The organism is Paenibacillus sp. oral taxon 786 str. D14 (assembly GCF_000159955.1).
GTDB lineage: Bacteria > Bacillota > Bacilli > Paenibacillales > Paenibacillaceae > Fontibacillus > Fontibacillus phoenicis.
In genome coordinates, this window is sequence record NZ_GG695970.1 from 212,557 (window position 1) to 228,631 (window position 16,075).

Annotated in this window: 10 protein-coding genes and 1 pseudogene; 6 read left to right on the forward strand and 5 right to left on the reverse strand. The window is 53.7% G+C overall.

Going from position 1 to position 16,075, the window contains the following annotated elements:
* The first annotated feature begins 7 nt into the window (after nt 1–7).
* Nucleotides 8–1,246, forward strand: coding sequence for a beta-ketoacyl-ACP synthase II (gene fabF / locus POTG_RS01010; RefSeq protein WP_009222926.1), 1,239 nt, complete (start codon nt 8–10; stop codon nt 1,244–1,246).
* A 186-nt stretch (nt 1,247–1,432) separates the two neighbouring features.
* The gene (locus POTG_RS01015; protein WP_009222927.1) at nt 1,433–2,560 is read left to right on the forward strand and encodes a DUF4349 domain-containing protein; all 1,128 of its coding nucleotides are present in this window, start codon (nt 1,433–1,435) and stop codon (nt 2,558–2,560) included.
* A gap of 296 nt (nt 2,561–2,856) precedes the next feature.
* On the opposite strand, the gene POTG_RS01020 is transcribed toward POTG_RS01015, so the two are convergent.
* On the reverse strand, nt 2,857–3,738 hold the full coding sequence (locus tag POTG_RS01020) for a LysR family transcriptional regulator (protein ID WP_009222928.1): 882 nt from the start codon (nt 3,736–3,738) through the stop codon (nt 2,857–2,859).
* A 136-nt stretch (nt 3,739–3,874) separates the two neighbouring features.
* Here POTG_RS01020 and POTG_RS01025 point away from each other — a divergent pair, with 136 nt between their 5' ends.
* Nucleotides 3,875–5,287, forward strand: coding sequence for an MFS transporter (locus POTG_RS01025; protein ID WP_009222929.1), 1,413 nt, complete (start codon nt 3,875–3,877; stop codon nt 5,285–5,287).
* Between the two features lie 121 nt (nt 5,288–5,408).
* Entirely contained in the window at nt 5,409–7,601 is a 2,193-nt protein-coding gene (locus tag POTG_RS01030; protein WP_009222930.1) for an alpha-galactosidase, read from the forward strand.
* Between the two features lie 256 nt (nt 7,602–7,857).
* On the opposite strand, the gene POTG_RS01035 is transcribed toward POTG_RS01030, so the two are convergent.
* Nucleotides 7,858–9,108: a methyl-accepting chemotaxis protein gene (locus POTG_RS01035; RefSeq protein WP_036643720.1), complete on the reverse strand. Its 1,251-nt coding sequence runs from the start codon at nt 9,106–9,108 to the stop codon at nt 7,858–7,860.
* A gap of 249 nt (nt 9,109–9,357) precedes the next feature.
* Between POTG_RS01035 and POTG_RS01040 the strand changes: the two genes are divergently transcribed.
* Nucleotides 9,358–9,810 (forward strand): MarR family winged helix-turn-helix transcriptional regulator, encoded by a 453-nt coding sequence (locus tag POTG_RS01040; RefSeq protein WP_036643922.1) that lies wholly within the window; start codon nt 9,358–9,360, stop codon nt 9,808–9,810.
* The gene (locus tag POTG_RS01045; protein WP_009222933.1) at nt 9,800–11,320 is read left to right on the forward strand and encodes a DHA2 family efflux MFS transporter permease subunit; all 1,521 of its coding nucleotides are present in this window, start codon (nt 9,800–9,802) and stop codon (nt 11,318–11,320) included. Before POTG_RS01040 ends, POTG_RS01045 begins: the two co-directional genes overlap by 11 nt.
* An 88-nt stretch (nt 11,321–11,408) precedes the next feature.
* Here the strand turns inward: POTG_RS01045 and POTG_RS01050 are convergent.
* From POTG_RS01050 to POTG_RS01060, 3 genes and pseudogenes are all read right to left on the reverse strand, one after another.
* Nucleotides 11,409–13,851 (reverse strand): annotated as a pseudogene (locus POTG_RS01050) (GH36-type glycosyl hydrolase domain-containing protein).
* Between the two features lie 102 nt (nt 13,852–13,953).
* On the reverse strand, nt 13,954–15,006 hold the full coding sequence (locus POTG_RS01055; protein ID WP_009222935.1) for a LacI family DNA-binding transcriptional regulator: 1,053 nt from the start codon (nt 15,004–15,006) through the stop codon (nt 13,954–13,956).
* Between the two features lie 100 nt (nt 15,007–15,106).
* Nucleotides 15,107–16,024 carry a molecular chaperone DnaJ gene (locus POTG_RS01060; protein WP_009222936.1) on the reverse strand — a complete coding sequence of 306 codons (918 nt, stop codon included), beginning with the start codon at nt 16,022–16,024 and terminating at the stop codon, nt 15,107–15,109.
* Between the last annotated feature and the right edge of the window lie 51 nt (nt 16,025–16,075).

Genomic DNA, 16,075 nt, shown 5'->3' on the forward strand with positions numbered 1-16,075 from the left:
ATGTTTTATGGAACGAGTGGTTATTACCGGAATGGGTATTGTATCCCCGCTGGGCAATGATGTAGATACATTTTGGCAAGGGTTAAAAGAAGGACGCTCCGGGATATCGCAGATCGAACGTTTTGACGTTACGGATTTTAGCACCAAGATCGCCGGGCAGGTTCGAGGGTTTGACGGCGAGGCAATCTTCGGGCGAAAGGAAGCCCGCAAAATGGATCTCTTCTGCCAATACGCGTTGTTCGCCGCAGAACAGGCAGTTCAGGACGCCGATCTCAATCCGGAGCTGATCGACCGCGAGCGCTTTGGCGTGTATGTCGGCTCGGGCATCGGCGGGATTGAAACGTTGGCGGAAAACGTTAAAGTGCTCGAAAATCGCGGACCTAACCGGGTGAGCCCGAGTCTGGTGCCGATGATGATCTCCAATATGGCGGCTGCTCAGATCAGCATCCGTTTCGGCGCGTTAGGCGAGACGCTGTCTCCGGTTACGGCTTGCTCGATCGGCAATTCGTCGATCGGCGAGGCGTTCCGGCTGATCCGCAGCGGCGAAGCCGATGTGATGATCGCCGGCGGAACCGAAGCGGCGGTGCATCCGCTTGCGCTGGCCAGCTTTGGCAATGCAACCGCGCTCTCCAAGCGGAACGAAGCTCCGGAGCAAGCCAGCCGGCCGTTTGACGCGGACCGCGATGGCTTCGTGATGGGCGAAGGCGCCGGGATCGTGGTACTCGAGTCGCTGTCGCACGCATTACGCCGGGGAGCACGCATTCACGGCGAGTTGATCGGCTACGGTGCAAGCTCCGATGCCTACCACGTGGTCGCTTCGCATCCCGAAGGCGCAGGCGCCTATCTGGCGATGAGACGAGCGCTCGTCTCGGCGGGGATCACGCCGGAGCAGGTTGATGTGATCAGCGCCCATGCGACAAGCACCCCGGTCGGCGATCTTGGGGAGACGAAGGGGATCAAAAAGGCGTTTGGCAAATACGCCCATCGCATTCCGATTACGGCTAACAAATCGATGACCGGCCATATGTTTGGTGCGGCTGGCGGCGCGGAAGCTATCGCCCTGGTCCAAACGCTGAAGGAAGGCATCATCCCGCCGACGATCAATCTGATGAACCCCGATCCGGAATGTGATCTCGATAACGTGCCCAATGAGGCGCGCCGGGCCGAGCTTAAGATCGGGTTATCCAACTCATTTGGATTCGGCGGACATAACGCCGTGATCGTCGTGCGTAAATATGAGGAATAGGTTCAACCCAACCAACCGTCCCGTCGATGCGGGACGGTTTATTTTTATTTCACAGGTCAGGCAACATTAGGTAGCCCTTACGCGTTAGGATAGGTAAGGGACGCCGCAGGATGAAATACAGATGAATCCGACAAAGCCGGCATCGTGCGGAAGTCTTGAAATCTGAAACCACAGGGGGGCATATTGGTGGGGAAAAGGGGAAAAAAGATAACGGTTTGGGGCGTTATCATTATGCTTCTGCCTCTGCTGCTTAGCGGTTGCGGGAGTGCAAGCAATGACGTTGCCTCGAATTCGTCGGCTTCTAAAGAAGCGATGAATCAAGCAAGCAGCTGGGCGGAAACCGAAATGGATGGAGCAGGCGCTGCTGAGACTGCAACTGATGTGGCCACAGCACCCGCGACCGGCTCTGTCGCACCGGATTCAGCGGCGGCTGGGAATGTGGGGAACGACAGCGAGGCGGTGAACTCCACGTCGGGACTTCAGCAAGCTAGTACCGATGCCGGGCTCAACCGCAAGCTGATCTACCAGGCACACGTCGTGATGGAAGTGAAGGACTACGCCAAGGCACAATCGGAGATCCGCAATCTGGTGACGCTGGCGGGCGGCTACATCGTAGAATTTTCCGAGAACCAATCGCAGCACGAGCTTGGCGGCAACTTTGTACTCAAAGTACCGGCGGCTGGCTTCTCCTCGTTCCTGGACCGGCTGGAGGGATTAAAGCCCGAGTCATTGCAGCGGAACATCCAAGGACAGGATGTCTCGGAGGAGTATGTTGATCTGGAATCCCGATTAAAGGTCAAACAAGCGATGGAAGCACGGTACCTGAAATTCGTCGAGGAAGCGACCCAGACCAAGCAACTGGTTGAATACGTTAATGAGCTGGAGCGGATTCAAACGGAGATCGAGCAAATTAAAGGGAGAATGCGGTACCTCGACAGCAATGTGTCCTATTCAACGATTGATATCCGCGTCTTCCAGCCGGATCCGTCGAAGCTGACAGCGGCATCCAGCGATGATACGCCCTTGCTGGAACGGATGAAAAAAGCCTTGACCGGCAGCATCGACGTCTTGTCGCTCTTCTTCCAGTGGCTTGTCGTATTCGCAGCAGGGGCGCTGCCGCCGCTTGTCATTGCCGCCCTTATCGTCATCCCGATCTGGATCAAGCGCCGGAAGAACCGGGAGCAGCGCGAACGCCGCCGTGCTGAGCTTAAGGCTTCCAAAGCGACCTCGCCGCAACGGGAAACGATGCCTACCTCCAGTACAGAGGAAAAACAAGAGGATGTGGGTCATGTGGATCACCCGGAGGAACATTAAATTCAAGAAACGAATAAAAAAGTAAGCCCAAGGAAAAAAAAGTCCTTAGCGCTTATTTTTTTGTGTGGGACTGGATCCAATTTACTTCATCTTAAACTAAACTTAAACGAATTCAATTTCGTTCTATGTTAAGATAACGGAACAAAACGCGGAAGTGAAAGGTTTGAAGATGGATGCTGAGAGATTATCTATAACTCCTGAGAGACATCAAGTATTTGCCGCTAGCAACCGTGGCGTTGGCCGGCGCCTATATGCTGAAGCGGACGCCGCTCAGCAGCAACCGGTAATCACAAGATTTAAGCCTCACTGAAGTATTCGCTTAAAAACTCACGGAAGCGCCGCGCCGCTTCAGACAAATAACGGCGTTCCAGCCAAGCAACGGAGTAGACCCGCCGGCAATCCGGGCTTTCGATTCGCAGCATCGGGTAGGCTGGGCGTTCATCCTTCCGGCAGGCCGGCATGAAGGCAACGCCTAATCCGGCTTGAACGAGGCTGCCCAACGCGCTGGGTTCATCGACCTCGCACACGATGCGCGGACGGAAGCCGGCGGCATGGCAAAACGACTCGTTGATTTTGTGAAACGGATGCCCCGTTTTATATTCAATGAAAGATTCGTCCGCCACGTCTTCGAGGCGGATGTTTTCTCTATCTGCCAGCCGGTGGCCGGGCGGTACAGCTAAGAAGACTTCGGCATTCAGCACCGGCTGTTCACACACCCCGGGATAATCCAGTGAGGAAGCGGTGAAGCACAGATCCACCTCGCCGGACTCCAGCAGCTGAATCATCTCCGCAGCGGATGCGGGAGACGTCTGGAGAATCCGGAAATTAACCTCCGGATAAACCTCGCGAAAGGCTCCCAGCGCCCCTGTAATACGCCCTAGCGCATTGGTCGCCAAATGGATGCTGCCGCGCTCCATCCCCGCCAGATCTGCCACCTCTCGGCGCCCTTCCTCCAGAACATCCAGCGCGGTCTCCACTTTTTTCAGAAAAGCTTTACCAAAAGCGTTGAGCCGAATTTGACGGTTCTGTCGATCAAACAGCGGCACCCCCAGATCCTCCTCAAGCCTGGAGATCGTCTTACTGAGCGCCGGCTGGGCGATATGCAGCTCTTGGGCGGCTCGGGTCATATGCTCCAAACGAGCAACAGTACGAAAATATTCCAATTGCAACAGCTCCATCTCGACATCAACTCCTTCTGGTTTACTTTAATCGATAACCTCAAGTGTATGAATATATAATTTAATATATATTTTTCATTATTATTATTCAATCATACAATAAGTGGTGAGGAGATCGATAGGAAGGGAGATTGCAATGAAAAATGCTGTTTCTACCGGCATATCTGCTGCGAGTGAAAAACTGATCCGCATCTTGGCGTTTACAATGACTTTATCATCCATGGGCGCCACGCTTTTTAATATCGTACTTCCGGATATGAAAGAGGAATTTGGCTTGTCCGTGGCTCAGGTCAGCTGGGTAACCACAATTTATGGGCTGATTTATGCCATCGGCTCGGTGATCTATGGGAAATTGGCCGATGCTTTTCCATTGAAAAAACTGCTGACCTTTGGATTTATCCTGTTCTGCCTTGGCTCATTAATCGGACTATCGGCGCAGGCATATTGGATGGTCTTGCTAGGCCGCACGCTGCAATCCGCTGGAGCCTCTGTCGTACCAGCTGCAGCGATGATTATACCGGTGCGGTATTTCCCTGCGGAACGCCGCGGATACGCGCTCGGAATTACCGCTACAGGACTTGCCATCGGCGGCGTGCTTGGGCCTGTTGTATCTGCACTGCTAGTGAGTGTAGTTGATTGGCGATGGTTGTTCTGCGTGCCGATGCTGATGCTGGTGACGTTGCCGTTTTACCGGAAATACCTCAGCGATGAACCGCTTCAATCCGTCCAAGTCGACTGGCTTGGGGGAGGCTTGCTTGCCGGTACGGTTACATTGTTATTACTTGCGGTGACCTATGGAGGATGGGAGCTGTATGTCGGCAGCTTCATCGGGTTTCTGCTGTTTGTATGGCGCATTGTGCGTGCCCGGCAACCGTTTGTGAACCCGCGGCTCTTTCGGAATGTAAGCTACTCGTTTGGTCTCGTGTTGTCAGCGATGGTTATGGGGATTGGGTATGCGCTGCCGTTCCTTACGCCACAGCTGTTGGCTGAAGTCAACCGGCTTCCTGCCGTTTGGATCGGATTTGCGATGGTGCCGGGGGCTGCCGCTTCGGCCATCCTTGGACGGAAGGGAGGCAAACTGGCGGACGCCAAGGGCAATGCCTTTGTGTTTTATCTGGCGTCGTCGTTGCTCATTAGTTGCTTCTTGCTTTACTCCGGGGGGTCCGGGGCACCGGCGGGTTGGGTTGCCGCGATTCTCATTCTTGGGAATGTGGGGCAGATGTTCATGCAGTTAGCGTTGTCCAACACGATATCCCGCACCTTGCCCAAAGAGCTGACGGGGGTTGGCATGGGGATGTTGTCGATGCTGAGCTTCTTGTCCGGCACGGTGGCCATCAGTCTTTACGGCAAAGCTGTAGATTTCGGAGCGACGTCCCATTGGAATCCGCTAAATCCATTTGAGGGTTCCGCCGTGTATTCCAATGTCGCCTTGGTATTGGCTTTGCTGCATATCGGCATCCTGCTGTCCTACCGTTATTATGCTCAGCAATTTGGAAGTGCGACGAAATCTTTGCTGAGCGACAGAACGAGTTTGGCGAAGCCAGAATAAATCACAAATATCCATATAGAAGATCACTTTATTCTCGTTACTCCTCCTGGGGTTGATAGTAGAATGGAAGAAGATGAACGCCATTCCAATTCAGATAAGAAACCTACCAGGAGGATCGAGAATGCCTATCTTTTTCGATGAAGCGCAAGGTCTCTTCCATTTGCAATCCCGCAATACAAGTTACATCATTCAATTGGTTCACGGGTATCCTGCCCACGCTTATTTTGGGGCGAAGCTGCGCCATGGCAGCAACCTCGATCAGCTGCTGACCTTCCAGGAACGCGCCTCATTTAGTCCGAACCCGATCCCTGAGGATAAGTCCATTTCACTGGATTCTCTTCCGCAGGAATATCCGCAGTACGGCACAAGCGATTTCCGGAGTCCGGCTTATCAGGTGCGGCTGGCGAACGGTACGCGGGCCACGGAGTTGACGTATCGCTCCCACCGGATTGTTCCGGGGAAACTGGCGCTGGAGGGGCTGCCTGCCGTGTATGTCGAGCAAGACCATGAGGCGGAAACGCTCGAGTTAGAGTTGGAAGACCGTGTTTCCGGACTCGTCGTTGTGCTGAGCTACACCGTGTTTGCCGAGTTTGACGCTATCGCCCGTTCCGCTCGGCTGACGAACGGAAGCAGCGAGCCGCTTCAACTGGAGCGGGCGCTCAGCGCCTCGGTAGATTTCCCGGATGCAGCTTACGACGCATTATATTTATCCGGCGCTTGGGCGCGCGAACGCCATGTCCAGCGCAGACGGCTCGCTCCTGGTGTGACCGGGATCAGCAGCCGCCGCGGTTCGAGCTCCCACCAGCAGAACCCGTTCCTGGCGCTGTTGCGGCCGGATGCGACAGAGCAGCAGGGTGAGGTCTATGGCTTCAGCTTGGTTTACAGCGGCAGCTTTACCGCTGAGGCCGAGGTGGAGCAGTTTGGGACAACCCGGGTTCAGATTGGGATCAATCCTTTCGACTTCACGTGGAAGCTGGAGCCGGGCGAAAGCTTCCAAACCCCGGAGGCCGTGCTGGTATATTCTGCCGAAGGGCTGGGAGGCATGTCCCGCACCTATCACCGGTTGTACCGGACTCGACTCTGCCGCGGGCAGTTCCGTGACCAAGAACGGCCAATTCTCGTTAACAACTGGGAAGCGACGTATTTCGATTTCAACGCGGACAAAATTGAGGCGATTGCCAAGGCGGGCAGCGAGCTGGGCATCGAGCTGTTCGTGCTCGACGACGGTTGGTTTGGCCGGCGCGACCGGGATAACAGCTCGTTAGGCGACTGGTTCGAGGACCGCCGCAAGCTGCCTGACGGGCTCAAGGACCTGGCCCGCCGCGTGAAGGACACCGGGCTGCAGTTCGGCCTTTGGTTCGAGCCGGAAATGGTCTCCCCGGACAGCGATCTGTACCGGGCGCATCCCGACTGGTGTCTGCACGTTCCGGGGCGGCGGCGGACAGAAGCCCGCGACCAGCTGGTGCTGGATATGTCGCGCAGCGATGTGCGTCAGTATCTGTATGAGCGCTTAAGTGCCATTTTCTCGACGGTGCCGATTACGTACGTGAAATGGGACATGAACCGGAACATGACGGAGATTGGTTCAGCGGTCAGCCCGGCGGAGCGGCAGGGGGAAGTCGCCCACCGTTATATGTTGGGGCTTTACGAGCTCTTGGAGCGTCTGACGAGCGAGTTCCCGCAGATTTTGTTCGAAAGCTGCTCCGGCGGCGGCGGGCGGTTTGATCCGGGCATGCTGTACTACATGCCGCAGACTTGGACGAGCGATGACACGGATGCGGCGGAGCGCTTGAAAATTCAATACGGCACCAGCATCGTATATCCGGTGTCGACGATGGGCGCGCACGTCTCGGCGGTGCCAAACCACCAAGTAGAGCGGACGACCCCGCTGACGTTCCGAGGGGATGTGGCCATGTCCGGCAATTTTGGCTACGAATTAGATCTTACCCGGTTTACGGAAGAAGAGAAGGAGACGGCCAAACGCCAGATCGCACTCTACAAAGAAATCCGCGGATTGGTGCAGCAAGGGGATCTGTACCGTCTGCAAAGCCCGTTCGAAGGAAATGAGACGGCGTGGATGTTCGTTAGCCCGGATCAGAGCGAAGCGTTGCTGTTCTATTTCCGCGTCCTTGCGGAACCTAATGGCCCGCTGCGCAGCGTCAAGCTGCAAGGACTTGACCCGGCCAAAGATTACGAGGTGGTCGGAAGCGGCGAAGTGTATGGCGGCGACCGTTTGATGAACGCCGGCTTGTCCATGGCTTCGGTGCGCGGCGATTTCAGCAGCAAGATGGTTCACTTGAAAGCGAAGTTATAAATAACGCAAAGACCTGAGGGAGGTTAACTCCATCAGGTCTTTTTTTGATGATGCTTACGCAGGTTTCACTATATCACGGCAGCCGGGGAACATCCCCGTGGAAATGGCGATGCGGTTCCAGCAGTTGATAACTTTCATCCCAAATCCCTCCATTGGATAATGATTTGTGCTTACGCTAGACTCCTCATATCTTATACGAAAAAAAGAAAAATAACCCAGCCCCTATGCAAAAGGGACTGGGCGGTGGGTGGTTCGATTAAAACTTGAAGATATGTATCGTCTTCTGCAGCTGGAACACGGCATTTTTCATCGCTTCGGCCTCTTCGGCCATCGCGCGGATCGAGGTAATCTGCTCGTTCATGGATGCCGAGACTTGTTCCGTGCCTGCCGCGGATTCCTCGGTGATGGCGGAAATGTTCTGAATCGCCGATGAGATGTTCTGCGCACTCTCCAGCATCTCCTCGCTCTCTCTGGCGAATGCGGCGATTTCCTCACTAATATACTGCACGCTTTGCACGATCTCTTGGAAGATTTGCTCTGCTTCCCGGATCATTTCGCTTTGCTGCCGGACAACTTCTTCATTGATTTTAATGTTCTGTCCAGCTTGCTTCACGTCTTGTTCGATGCTGCGAACCAGATTAAATACCTCTTTGGTTGAGGCGGTGGATTCTTCAGCCAGCTTGCGAACCTCGTGGGCAACCACGGCAAACCCGGCTCCATGTTCGCCCGCCCGCGCCGCTTCAATCGAAGCGTTCAGCGACAGCAGATTGGTCTGTTCAGCAATTTCAGAGATGGTTGCCGTAATTTTGGTGATCCCCTGCGCGTTTTTCGCCAAAGCCTCGATGGACTCAGCCACTTTCTCAGTTGCTTCGATGTTCTTGCGCATCCCGCTCGCTTGACGGGAGACGGACTCACGTCCACGCTCTACCAATTGAATCATTTCTTCGGAACGCTGATTCATCTCACGGGAGGCTTCGGTGTAATTGCTCACCTTCTGCTCAATCTCGCCAATCGCGTCCTTCATGCCGCTGACATCTTCGGAGATGGCGTTGGCACCAAGAGCCAGCTCGTTGGAGGAGTGGGTGACTTGGGTCATGACTTCAATCAGCTCCTGATTGCGGTCGGAAATCTTCCGGCTGGAATCCATCACCTTGCGGGTGATATCCGACGTTTCCTGGAGGATCTTGCGCAGCTTGTCCACCATGCTGTTGAAGGAGCGGCTGAGATCATCCATGCCTCCGGATTCCGAAATTCGACTGGTAAAATCCCCTTTGGCGATTTTGGCCGAAGCGCTGGTGATATCGTCGAATGAATCCGTAAGCGCTTTCTGGAGGTAACGCGAAAGCGGGAAGGTAAGCGCTGCCAACACGACGATCAGCAAGATACCGATGACGATATGTCCCAGCAGGATGAAGGCGAGCAGCGATGGTACGGCAAAGAGCGCGGCCACAAGATAACAGGCAGCGGAGATCTTTCCGGATAAGGGAAGTCGGTTGAACCATGTCATGGGATTCATGTCCTCCTTAAGTAATAGGTGAATTCTACCATGATTATATCATTCAACACGTCAGGGGTATAGAATGAAATCTTCCGCGAAATGCTATCCGAAGGTTGAAAATCATCCAATTTTGTCTATTGATAATATTTGTGATACCCATATTGACAATAAACTTGATGCTCTGTTAAATATAGTAATGGATTGTTTCGCATACGAAATATTAAAGAGTAGAACTAAGTGTTAAAGGATGAGCACCGTTTGGACCAGAAGCAACGCATGCATGAGATCGTGGAATCCTTCCGCGAGGTGAAGAGAGCCTTTTACCAATTGCTATCCAAACAAGCCGAGCCCTTCGGCATCACCGGCATCCAGTTCATGACCTTAAAGCGAATTCATCATCATCCGCAAATCGGGGTGACGGAGCTTGCCGAACAGATGCGGATGGGGAACAGCACGGTCAGCGGCGTGATTGATCGTCTGGTCAAAGCGGGGCTCGTGGAGCGCGGACGGGTGGACAGCGATCGGAGGTCCGTGTTCTTGCAAATCACCGACAAGGGAATGGAGGTATATCGGAAGACGGACCTCGAATATACCCGGGCGTTCTCGGCGGTCCTGGAGGCAGCGGGGGAAGACATCGACCAGATGCTGCAAACCCACCGCAAAATTATCGCATCCTTAGAGAAAGTGAGAGAGGAAACCTATGAACAGTAATACTGCTGCTGTACCGGCCGTTAACTTCAAGAGATGGCCGATTGTAATGGCGCTATTAATCGGGGCATTTGTGTCCCTCCTGAACCAAACCTTGATGAACGTTGCCCTGCCGAAAATGATGGACGACTTGGGCGTTGGAGCGACGACGATCCAATGGTTAACGACTGGATTTATGCTGGTGAACGGCGTTTTGATTCCGATCAGCGCCTTTTTGATGGAACGATTTACGACACGGATGCTGTTTATTTCCGCCATGGTTTTGTTCTCGGCGGGCACATTCATTTGCGGAATCGGTTCTAACTTTGAAATGGTGCTCATCGGGAGACTGGTGCAGGCGGCCGGCGCCGGTGTGCTGATGCCGCTGATGACCGTCGTCTTCCTGACGATCTTTCCGATTGAGAAGCGCGGGCAAGCGATGGGGATGATGGGGATCGCCATGATCTTCGCCCCTGCGGTTGGACCAACGCTCTCCGGCTGGATCATTGAGCATCACCCATGGAATGTTTTGTTCTGGATTATTTTCCCGTTTGCGGTTCTTTCGATTATTCTTGGCGTAATCTTTATGAAAAATGTAACCCAGGTTGGCCGTCCAAACCTGGACGTCTTGTCGATCATCTTGTCGACAATCGGCTTTGGCGGTATCTTGTATGGGTTTAGTGAAGCTGGCAGCACCAGCTGGGGCGAGACAGATGTTGTCGTCAGCCTGATTGTCGGCGTTATCACCTTGGGCTTGTTCCTGTGGCGTCAACTGATATCGGATAAGCCGCTGCTGGAGTTCCGCGTATTCCGTTACGATATGTTTTCGCTGACTACGATCATCAATGTGGTGATCACCATGGCGCTGTATGCGGCGATGATCTTGCTGCCGATTTACCTGCAGAACATCCGCGGCTTCTCCCCCGTGGAATCCGGGCTGCTGTTGATGCCGGGGGCAATTTTGATGGGGATTATGTCGCCGATTACCGGGATGATCTTTGACCGGATTGGCGCTCGCTGGCTGGCGGTTATCGGGTTGACCATCACCACCGTAACGACCTGGGAATTCAGCAATTTGACCGTAGATACGACGTATACTCATCTCATCTTGATGTACACCGCACGGATGTTTGGGATGTCGATGTTAATGATGCCGATTCAGACGGCCGGTCTCAACCAACTGCCGGCGCGGCTGAATGCCCATGGCACCGCGATGTCCAACACGCTGCGGACCATCTCGGGAGCATTGGGGACCGCACTTCTCGTGACGATCATGTCCTCGCGTGCCAAGGATAAGGCGGCCGAAATGATTCTCGCGGCCGGAATTAATCCGAAAGACCCGGCTAACGCCCAACAAGTCGCCTTGATCACTCGGGATGCGACGATCAACGGGATTGATTTTGCCTTTGTCGTGGCGACGGGGATTACGCTGGTGGCTCTCATCTTATCGTTCTTTATCCGCAAAGTGCAGGTAAATAAAGAAGGTCAGGGAACTGGGAAAGAGGAAACCGGCATGAAACCTGCGAAGGCTTAGTGAGTTCTCCCATAATTAGAAAAGGTACAACCACTCGATTGGAGCAGTTGTACCTTTTTCATTTTCGCACCTTATTGAGAACAGGGGCTTACCCAAGCTCAACCTCGACTTGGTGAACGCCGCCGTCGCCAACCGGCGGAATGATGTTGCCTTGAATTGGCTGGCCGTCCACCGTGATGCTGGCCACGCCTTTTTCCACATGATTCGGGTTGCTCACGCGGATGACGTACGTGTCCCCCCGGAAGACGCGGGTGATTTCGTATCCGTCCCATGCCGACGGAATGCAAGGATCCACTTTCAGCCCTTTAAAGTCAGCTTGCACGCCAAGAATAGCTTGCGTGATTGCTACGTAGTTCCAGGCTGCCGTCCCGGTGAGCCAGGAGTTCTTCGCTTCGCCGTGACGTACGGCGTCTTTGCCGGCAATCATCTGCGAGTAGACGTACGGCTCCATCCGATGGATTTCGCTGATGTCCTCCAGGTAAGCCGGGGCGATTTTTTTGTATACTTCAAACGCCCGATCGCCGTGGCCCAATACGGTTTCCGCGATCATGATCCAAGGGTTGTTATGGCAGAAGATCCCGGCGTTCTCTTTGTACCCCGGCGGGTAGCTGGAGATTTCGCCCAGGTTCAGATAATACTTCGAATACGGCGGCTGTTGCAGCACGATCCCGTATTTCGTATCAAGGCGCTCCTCAACCGAAGCAAGCGCTTTGGCGGCCAGGCCTTCTTCAACGCCAATACCTGCCATGACGCACATACCTTGCGGCTCAATGAAGATTTGGCCTTCAGCGTTTTCTTTGCTGCCGACCTTCTCGCCGTAATGATCGTAAGCGCGCAGGAACCAGTCGCCGTCAAAGCCGTGTTCCAACGTCGTTTTACGCATTTTCTCCGTCCAATCCAGCGCTTCCTTCGCTTCGGATTCCAGCCCGCGGATCCGGCAGATTTCAGCGAAGTCTGGGCCTACGAAGACGAACAAGCCGGCGATAAATACGGACTCTGCTACGCGGCCTTCGATGTTCGCGGTCGTTTGGTAACGACTCACCTGGCTCCTTGGAGAAGCAGTTCAGGTTGAGGCAATCGTTCCAGTCTGCGCGGCCGATGAGCGGCAAGCCATGCGGTCCCAGGTTGTGTACGACATGGTAGAAGGAACGTTTCAAATGCTCGAACAGCGTTGCGGTATTGTCTGGATTGTTATCGAACGGTACCTGTTCATCCAGGATACTGATGTCGCCAGTCTCCTTGATGTAAGCCGCCGTCCCCAGCACGAGCCACAATGGGTCATCGTTGAAGCCGCTGCCGATTTCGTTATTTCCTTTCTTGGTCAGCGGTTGATATTGGTGGTACGCGCTGCCGTCCTCAAATTGCGTAGCAGCGATGTCGAGAATCCGCTCGCGAGCCCGTTCCGGGATTTGATGCACAAAGCCAAGCAAGTCCTGGTTGGAATCGCGGAAGCCCATCCCGCGGCCGATCCCGGATTCGAAATAGGAAGCCGAACGGGACATATTAAACGTCACCATACATTGATACGGATTCCAAATGTTGACCATGCGGTTCAGTTTATCGTCGCTGCTTTGGATTTGATACTTGGACAACAAGCCGTCCCAGTACGCAGCAAGATCAGCCAAAGCGCGGTCAACGTCGGCGTCTGTTGCGAATTTCTCGATCATCTCGAGCGCTGGTTTTTTGTTGATGACACCTGGGGATTCCCATTTCTCTTCTTCCGGCACTTCAACGTAACCGAGGATAAAGATCAGGCTTTGCGTTTCGCCTGGGGCAAGCTTCAGCGTCACTTCATGCGAGCCGATCGGGGACCAGCCGCTGGCTACGGAGTTGGAAGCTCTGCCGGCTACAACGACCTGCGGTTCGTGCAAGCCGTTATACAGCCCTACAAACGATTCGCGGTCCGTATCAAAGCCGTCGATGTCGCGGTTCACGGAATAGAAGGCATAGTGATTGCGACGCTCACGGTATTCCGTTTTATGATAGATGACGGAATCCAGCACTTCCACTTCGCCGGTGCTCAAGTTGCGTTGGAAGTTGGTCATGTCGTCCTGAGCGTTCCACAGGCAGAACTCGGCAAAAGAGAAGAGAGAGACTTTCTTCGTCTGGGAACTCGTATTCTTCACTGTCAGGCGATGCACTTCGCCGTTGTAGCCCAGCGGAATAAACGCCAATTGAGTGACCGAAATGCCGCCGCGTTCCCCGGTGATCGACGTATATCCCAAACCGTGCCGGCATTCGTAGAAATCCAGCTCGCGTTTGACCGGCATCCAGCCCGGCGTCCAGAAATCGCCGTTGTCGTGGTCGCGGAGATAGTAGTAACGTCCGCCGGTATCCAGCGGAATATTGTTGTAGCGATAGCGGGTCAACCGGCGCAGGCGCGCATCGCGATAGAATGTATAACCGCCGGCGGTATTGGAGATGAGTCCGAAAAATTGCTCATTGCCAAGGTAGTTAATCCAAGGGTAAGGGGTTTGCGGCGTATGAATCACATACTCTTTACGCTGATCGTCAAATGCTCCAAATTTCATGAACAGGAACTCTCCCTTCGTTTGTGAACGCGCGTTTATTTTGATGAGAAAAGGTTCCTCCGGCGATCGTTAAAAGATCGGGGAGGAGGGTAGGGTGTTTGGTTATTTCGCCGGGGGTTGACAGGAATCCCGGATCACCAGACGAGTTGGGAAGCTGACTGTGCTGAAGGTAGGTTGCTCCGCTTCGCAAAGCTCAATCACTTTGAATACGGCAGCCTTGGCCATCTCATCGATGGGCAGCCGGACGGTCGTCAGCTTCGGTGTAACCCGGGAAGCTAACTCGACATCGTCAAAGCCGATGATCGACACTTGCTCCGGTACGCTGATCCCTTTTCTTGCAAACGCTTCCATCGCAGCGATGGCCATATCGTCGTTGGCGCAAAATAAGGCCGTTGGCCAGTTTCCTTGCTCGATCAGTCGCTGAGCCTCGCGGTAGGCGCTTTCCTTCAGGAATTCGCCCTCAAGGATATACGCTTCATGCAGCGGCAATCCGTGCTTCTGCAGCGTGTGCTCATAAGCTAAGTATCGCTCACGACCCGAGTACGTATTCATGCTGCCTTTCAAAATGCCGATGTCGCGATGCCCAAGTTCAATCAAATATTCGATCGCCTGGACCGTGCCTTCATAGTCACTGGAGTTGATAACCGCCAGATGATTTTTGTTCAGGCGCTCGGTCATGATTTCCGCGATGTCATAATCGACGAGCACTAACGGCGCTTCCTGATCCACCATTTCCCGAACCAGCTCGATGTCCTTCTGCGTGCCCACCAGAATTCCGCCATCAATCCGCTTCTGCAGGAAGGCTTGCTTCACCTTCTGGAAATCGCCCGGCGAATAAACGGTATGAATCAGTACATAAAATCCGCGGGCATTGGCCGTATCGACGACCATGTCGACGATCGGGGCAAAGTAGCTGTTCTGGTAGATGCGGCTTGTGTCTTCTTTCTCTGTCATGCTGATGGCGAACAGGCCGATCGTATCCGTCCGTTTGCCGGCGAGCGCCCGGGCGAAGCTATTCGGCTCGTAATGGTGCTGCTCAATGACGCGGAGCACCTTGGCCCTGGTCGCTTCCGGAACGTTCGGATAGTTGTTGATCACCCGTGATACGGTGCTGCGGGACACCCCGGCCAGTTTGGCGATGTCTTCACTGCGCATAAAGGTTTGTCCCCACTTTCGTAAACGCGCGTTTATAGGGTTATTTTATAGCATCCCCTGAAATTAATCAATTATGAAAAAACGCACGAAAAAATGGCGGCTATTCCGCCGCCTTCGGGAGATTCTCCAAGTAGGTCTTTATCATCGTGATCGCTTTGTCTTTGTTCTTCGCGTCGACACGGAGCGAAATAATCAAGTCTGTATAACCCAGCGGCAGCTCCTTGACGAGAGTGCTGTTGGTGACTTTAATGCCGTACACATGCTCGGTATTGTCCTCGTCGGATACATCCTTGACAAGGTTGTTTTCCGTCAGAAGATCCTTTAATTCACCGTTAACCAAATCATCGAGGCTGAGAAAAGCGCCGCCATTCGATAACCACTCAAAGGTAGGCGCATCGGTTATATAAATATCCGGACTTGTCGAAGCGATCACGGCCATCGCTTTTTGCTGATAAGCGATATCCGCGGTACTCAAGGCTTCTCCTTGCGGCGGTAAGTACAGCATTTCAATTTCCACTCTTTGGAATCCGGGAATTTGCGCTGTCATCGTTTGCTCCAGAGCGTCGACACCGCCGTTCTGGTCGTCAGTCAAATAATTGCCGGCCATGATGATCGACAGATCGATGGGAGGCAGGGCGGCCAGTCGTTTTTGTTCTTCAAGATGGTTAAGATAAGCATTCGTCCCCCAAATAATAGCTGCGATGGCAATGATTCCGATGATCACATAATTGCGATAAAGCCGAAAAAAATCGTCAACCTTCTCAGCGGTCCCGGCAAATTTGCCCCACTTCTCATAACGCCTGCGGGTTAACTCCGCGAGCTTGCGCTGTTCCTCCGTCTCCACGATCCGCTTGTAAGCCTGGATCTTACGCTCGATTTCTTCGGCTTCGCCGGGATCAAGGTTGCGTGAGCGGGATTTGCGCAGCAAAATGTCGAATTCTCTCTCCAGTTCTTCGCGGGAAGCGTTTTCGGGAAGTCCAAGCACCTCATAAGCCTGTTTCAGATTGTCGTTGTCCATCGTCTTTCTCCTCTAAATCCATCAAGGTTTTAATGTATAAATATTATATGG

What these genes read in the sequence shown, in the direction of transcription:
- POTG_RS01020 (WP_009222928.1), bottom strand. Translation starts at nt 3,738, where the DNA reads ATGGAGCTGTTGCAATTGGAATATTTTCGTACTGTTGCTCGTTTGGAG.
- POTG_RS01035 (WP_036643720.1), bottom strand. Translation starts at nt 9,108, where the DNA reads ATGACATGGTTCAACCGACTTCCCTTATCCGGAAAGATCTCCGCTGCC.
- POTG_RS01055 (WP_009222935.1), bottom strand. Translation starts at nt 15,006, where the DNA reads ATGCGCAGTGAAGACATCGCCAAACTGGCCGGGGTGTCCCGCAGCACC.
- fabF (WP_009222926.1), top strand. Translation starts at nt 8, where the DNA reads ATGGAACGAGTGGTTATTACCGGAATGGGTATTGTATCCCCGCTGGGC.
- POTG_RS01060 (WP_009222936.1), bottom strand. Translation starts at nt 16,024, where the DNA reads ATGGACAACGACAATCTGAAACAGGCTTATGAGGTGCTTGGACTTCCC.
- POTG_RS01030 (WP_009222930.1), top strand. Translation starts at nt 5,409, where the DNA reads ATGCCTATCTTTTTCGATGAAGCGCAAGGTCTCTTCCATTTGCAATCC.
- POTG_RS01025 (WP_009222929.1), top strand. Translation starts at nt 3,875, where the DNA reads ATGAAAAATGCTGTTTCTACCGGCATATCTGCTGCGAGTGAAAAACTG.
- POTG_RS01045 (WP_009222933.1), top strand. Translation starts at nt 9,800, where the DNA reads ATGAACAGTAATACTGCTGCTGTACCGGCCGTTAACTTCAAGAGATGG.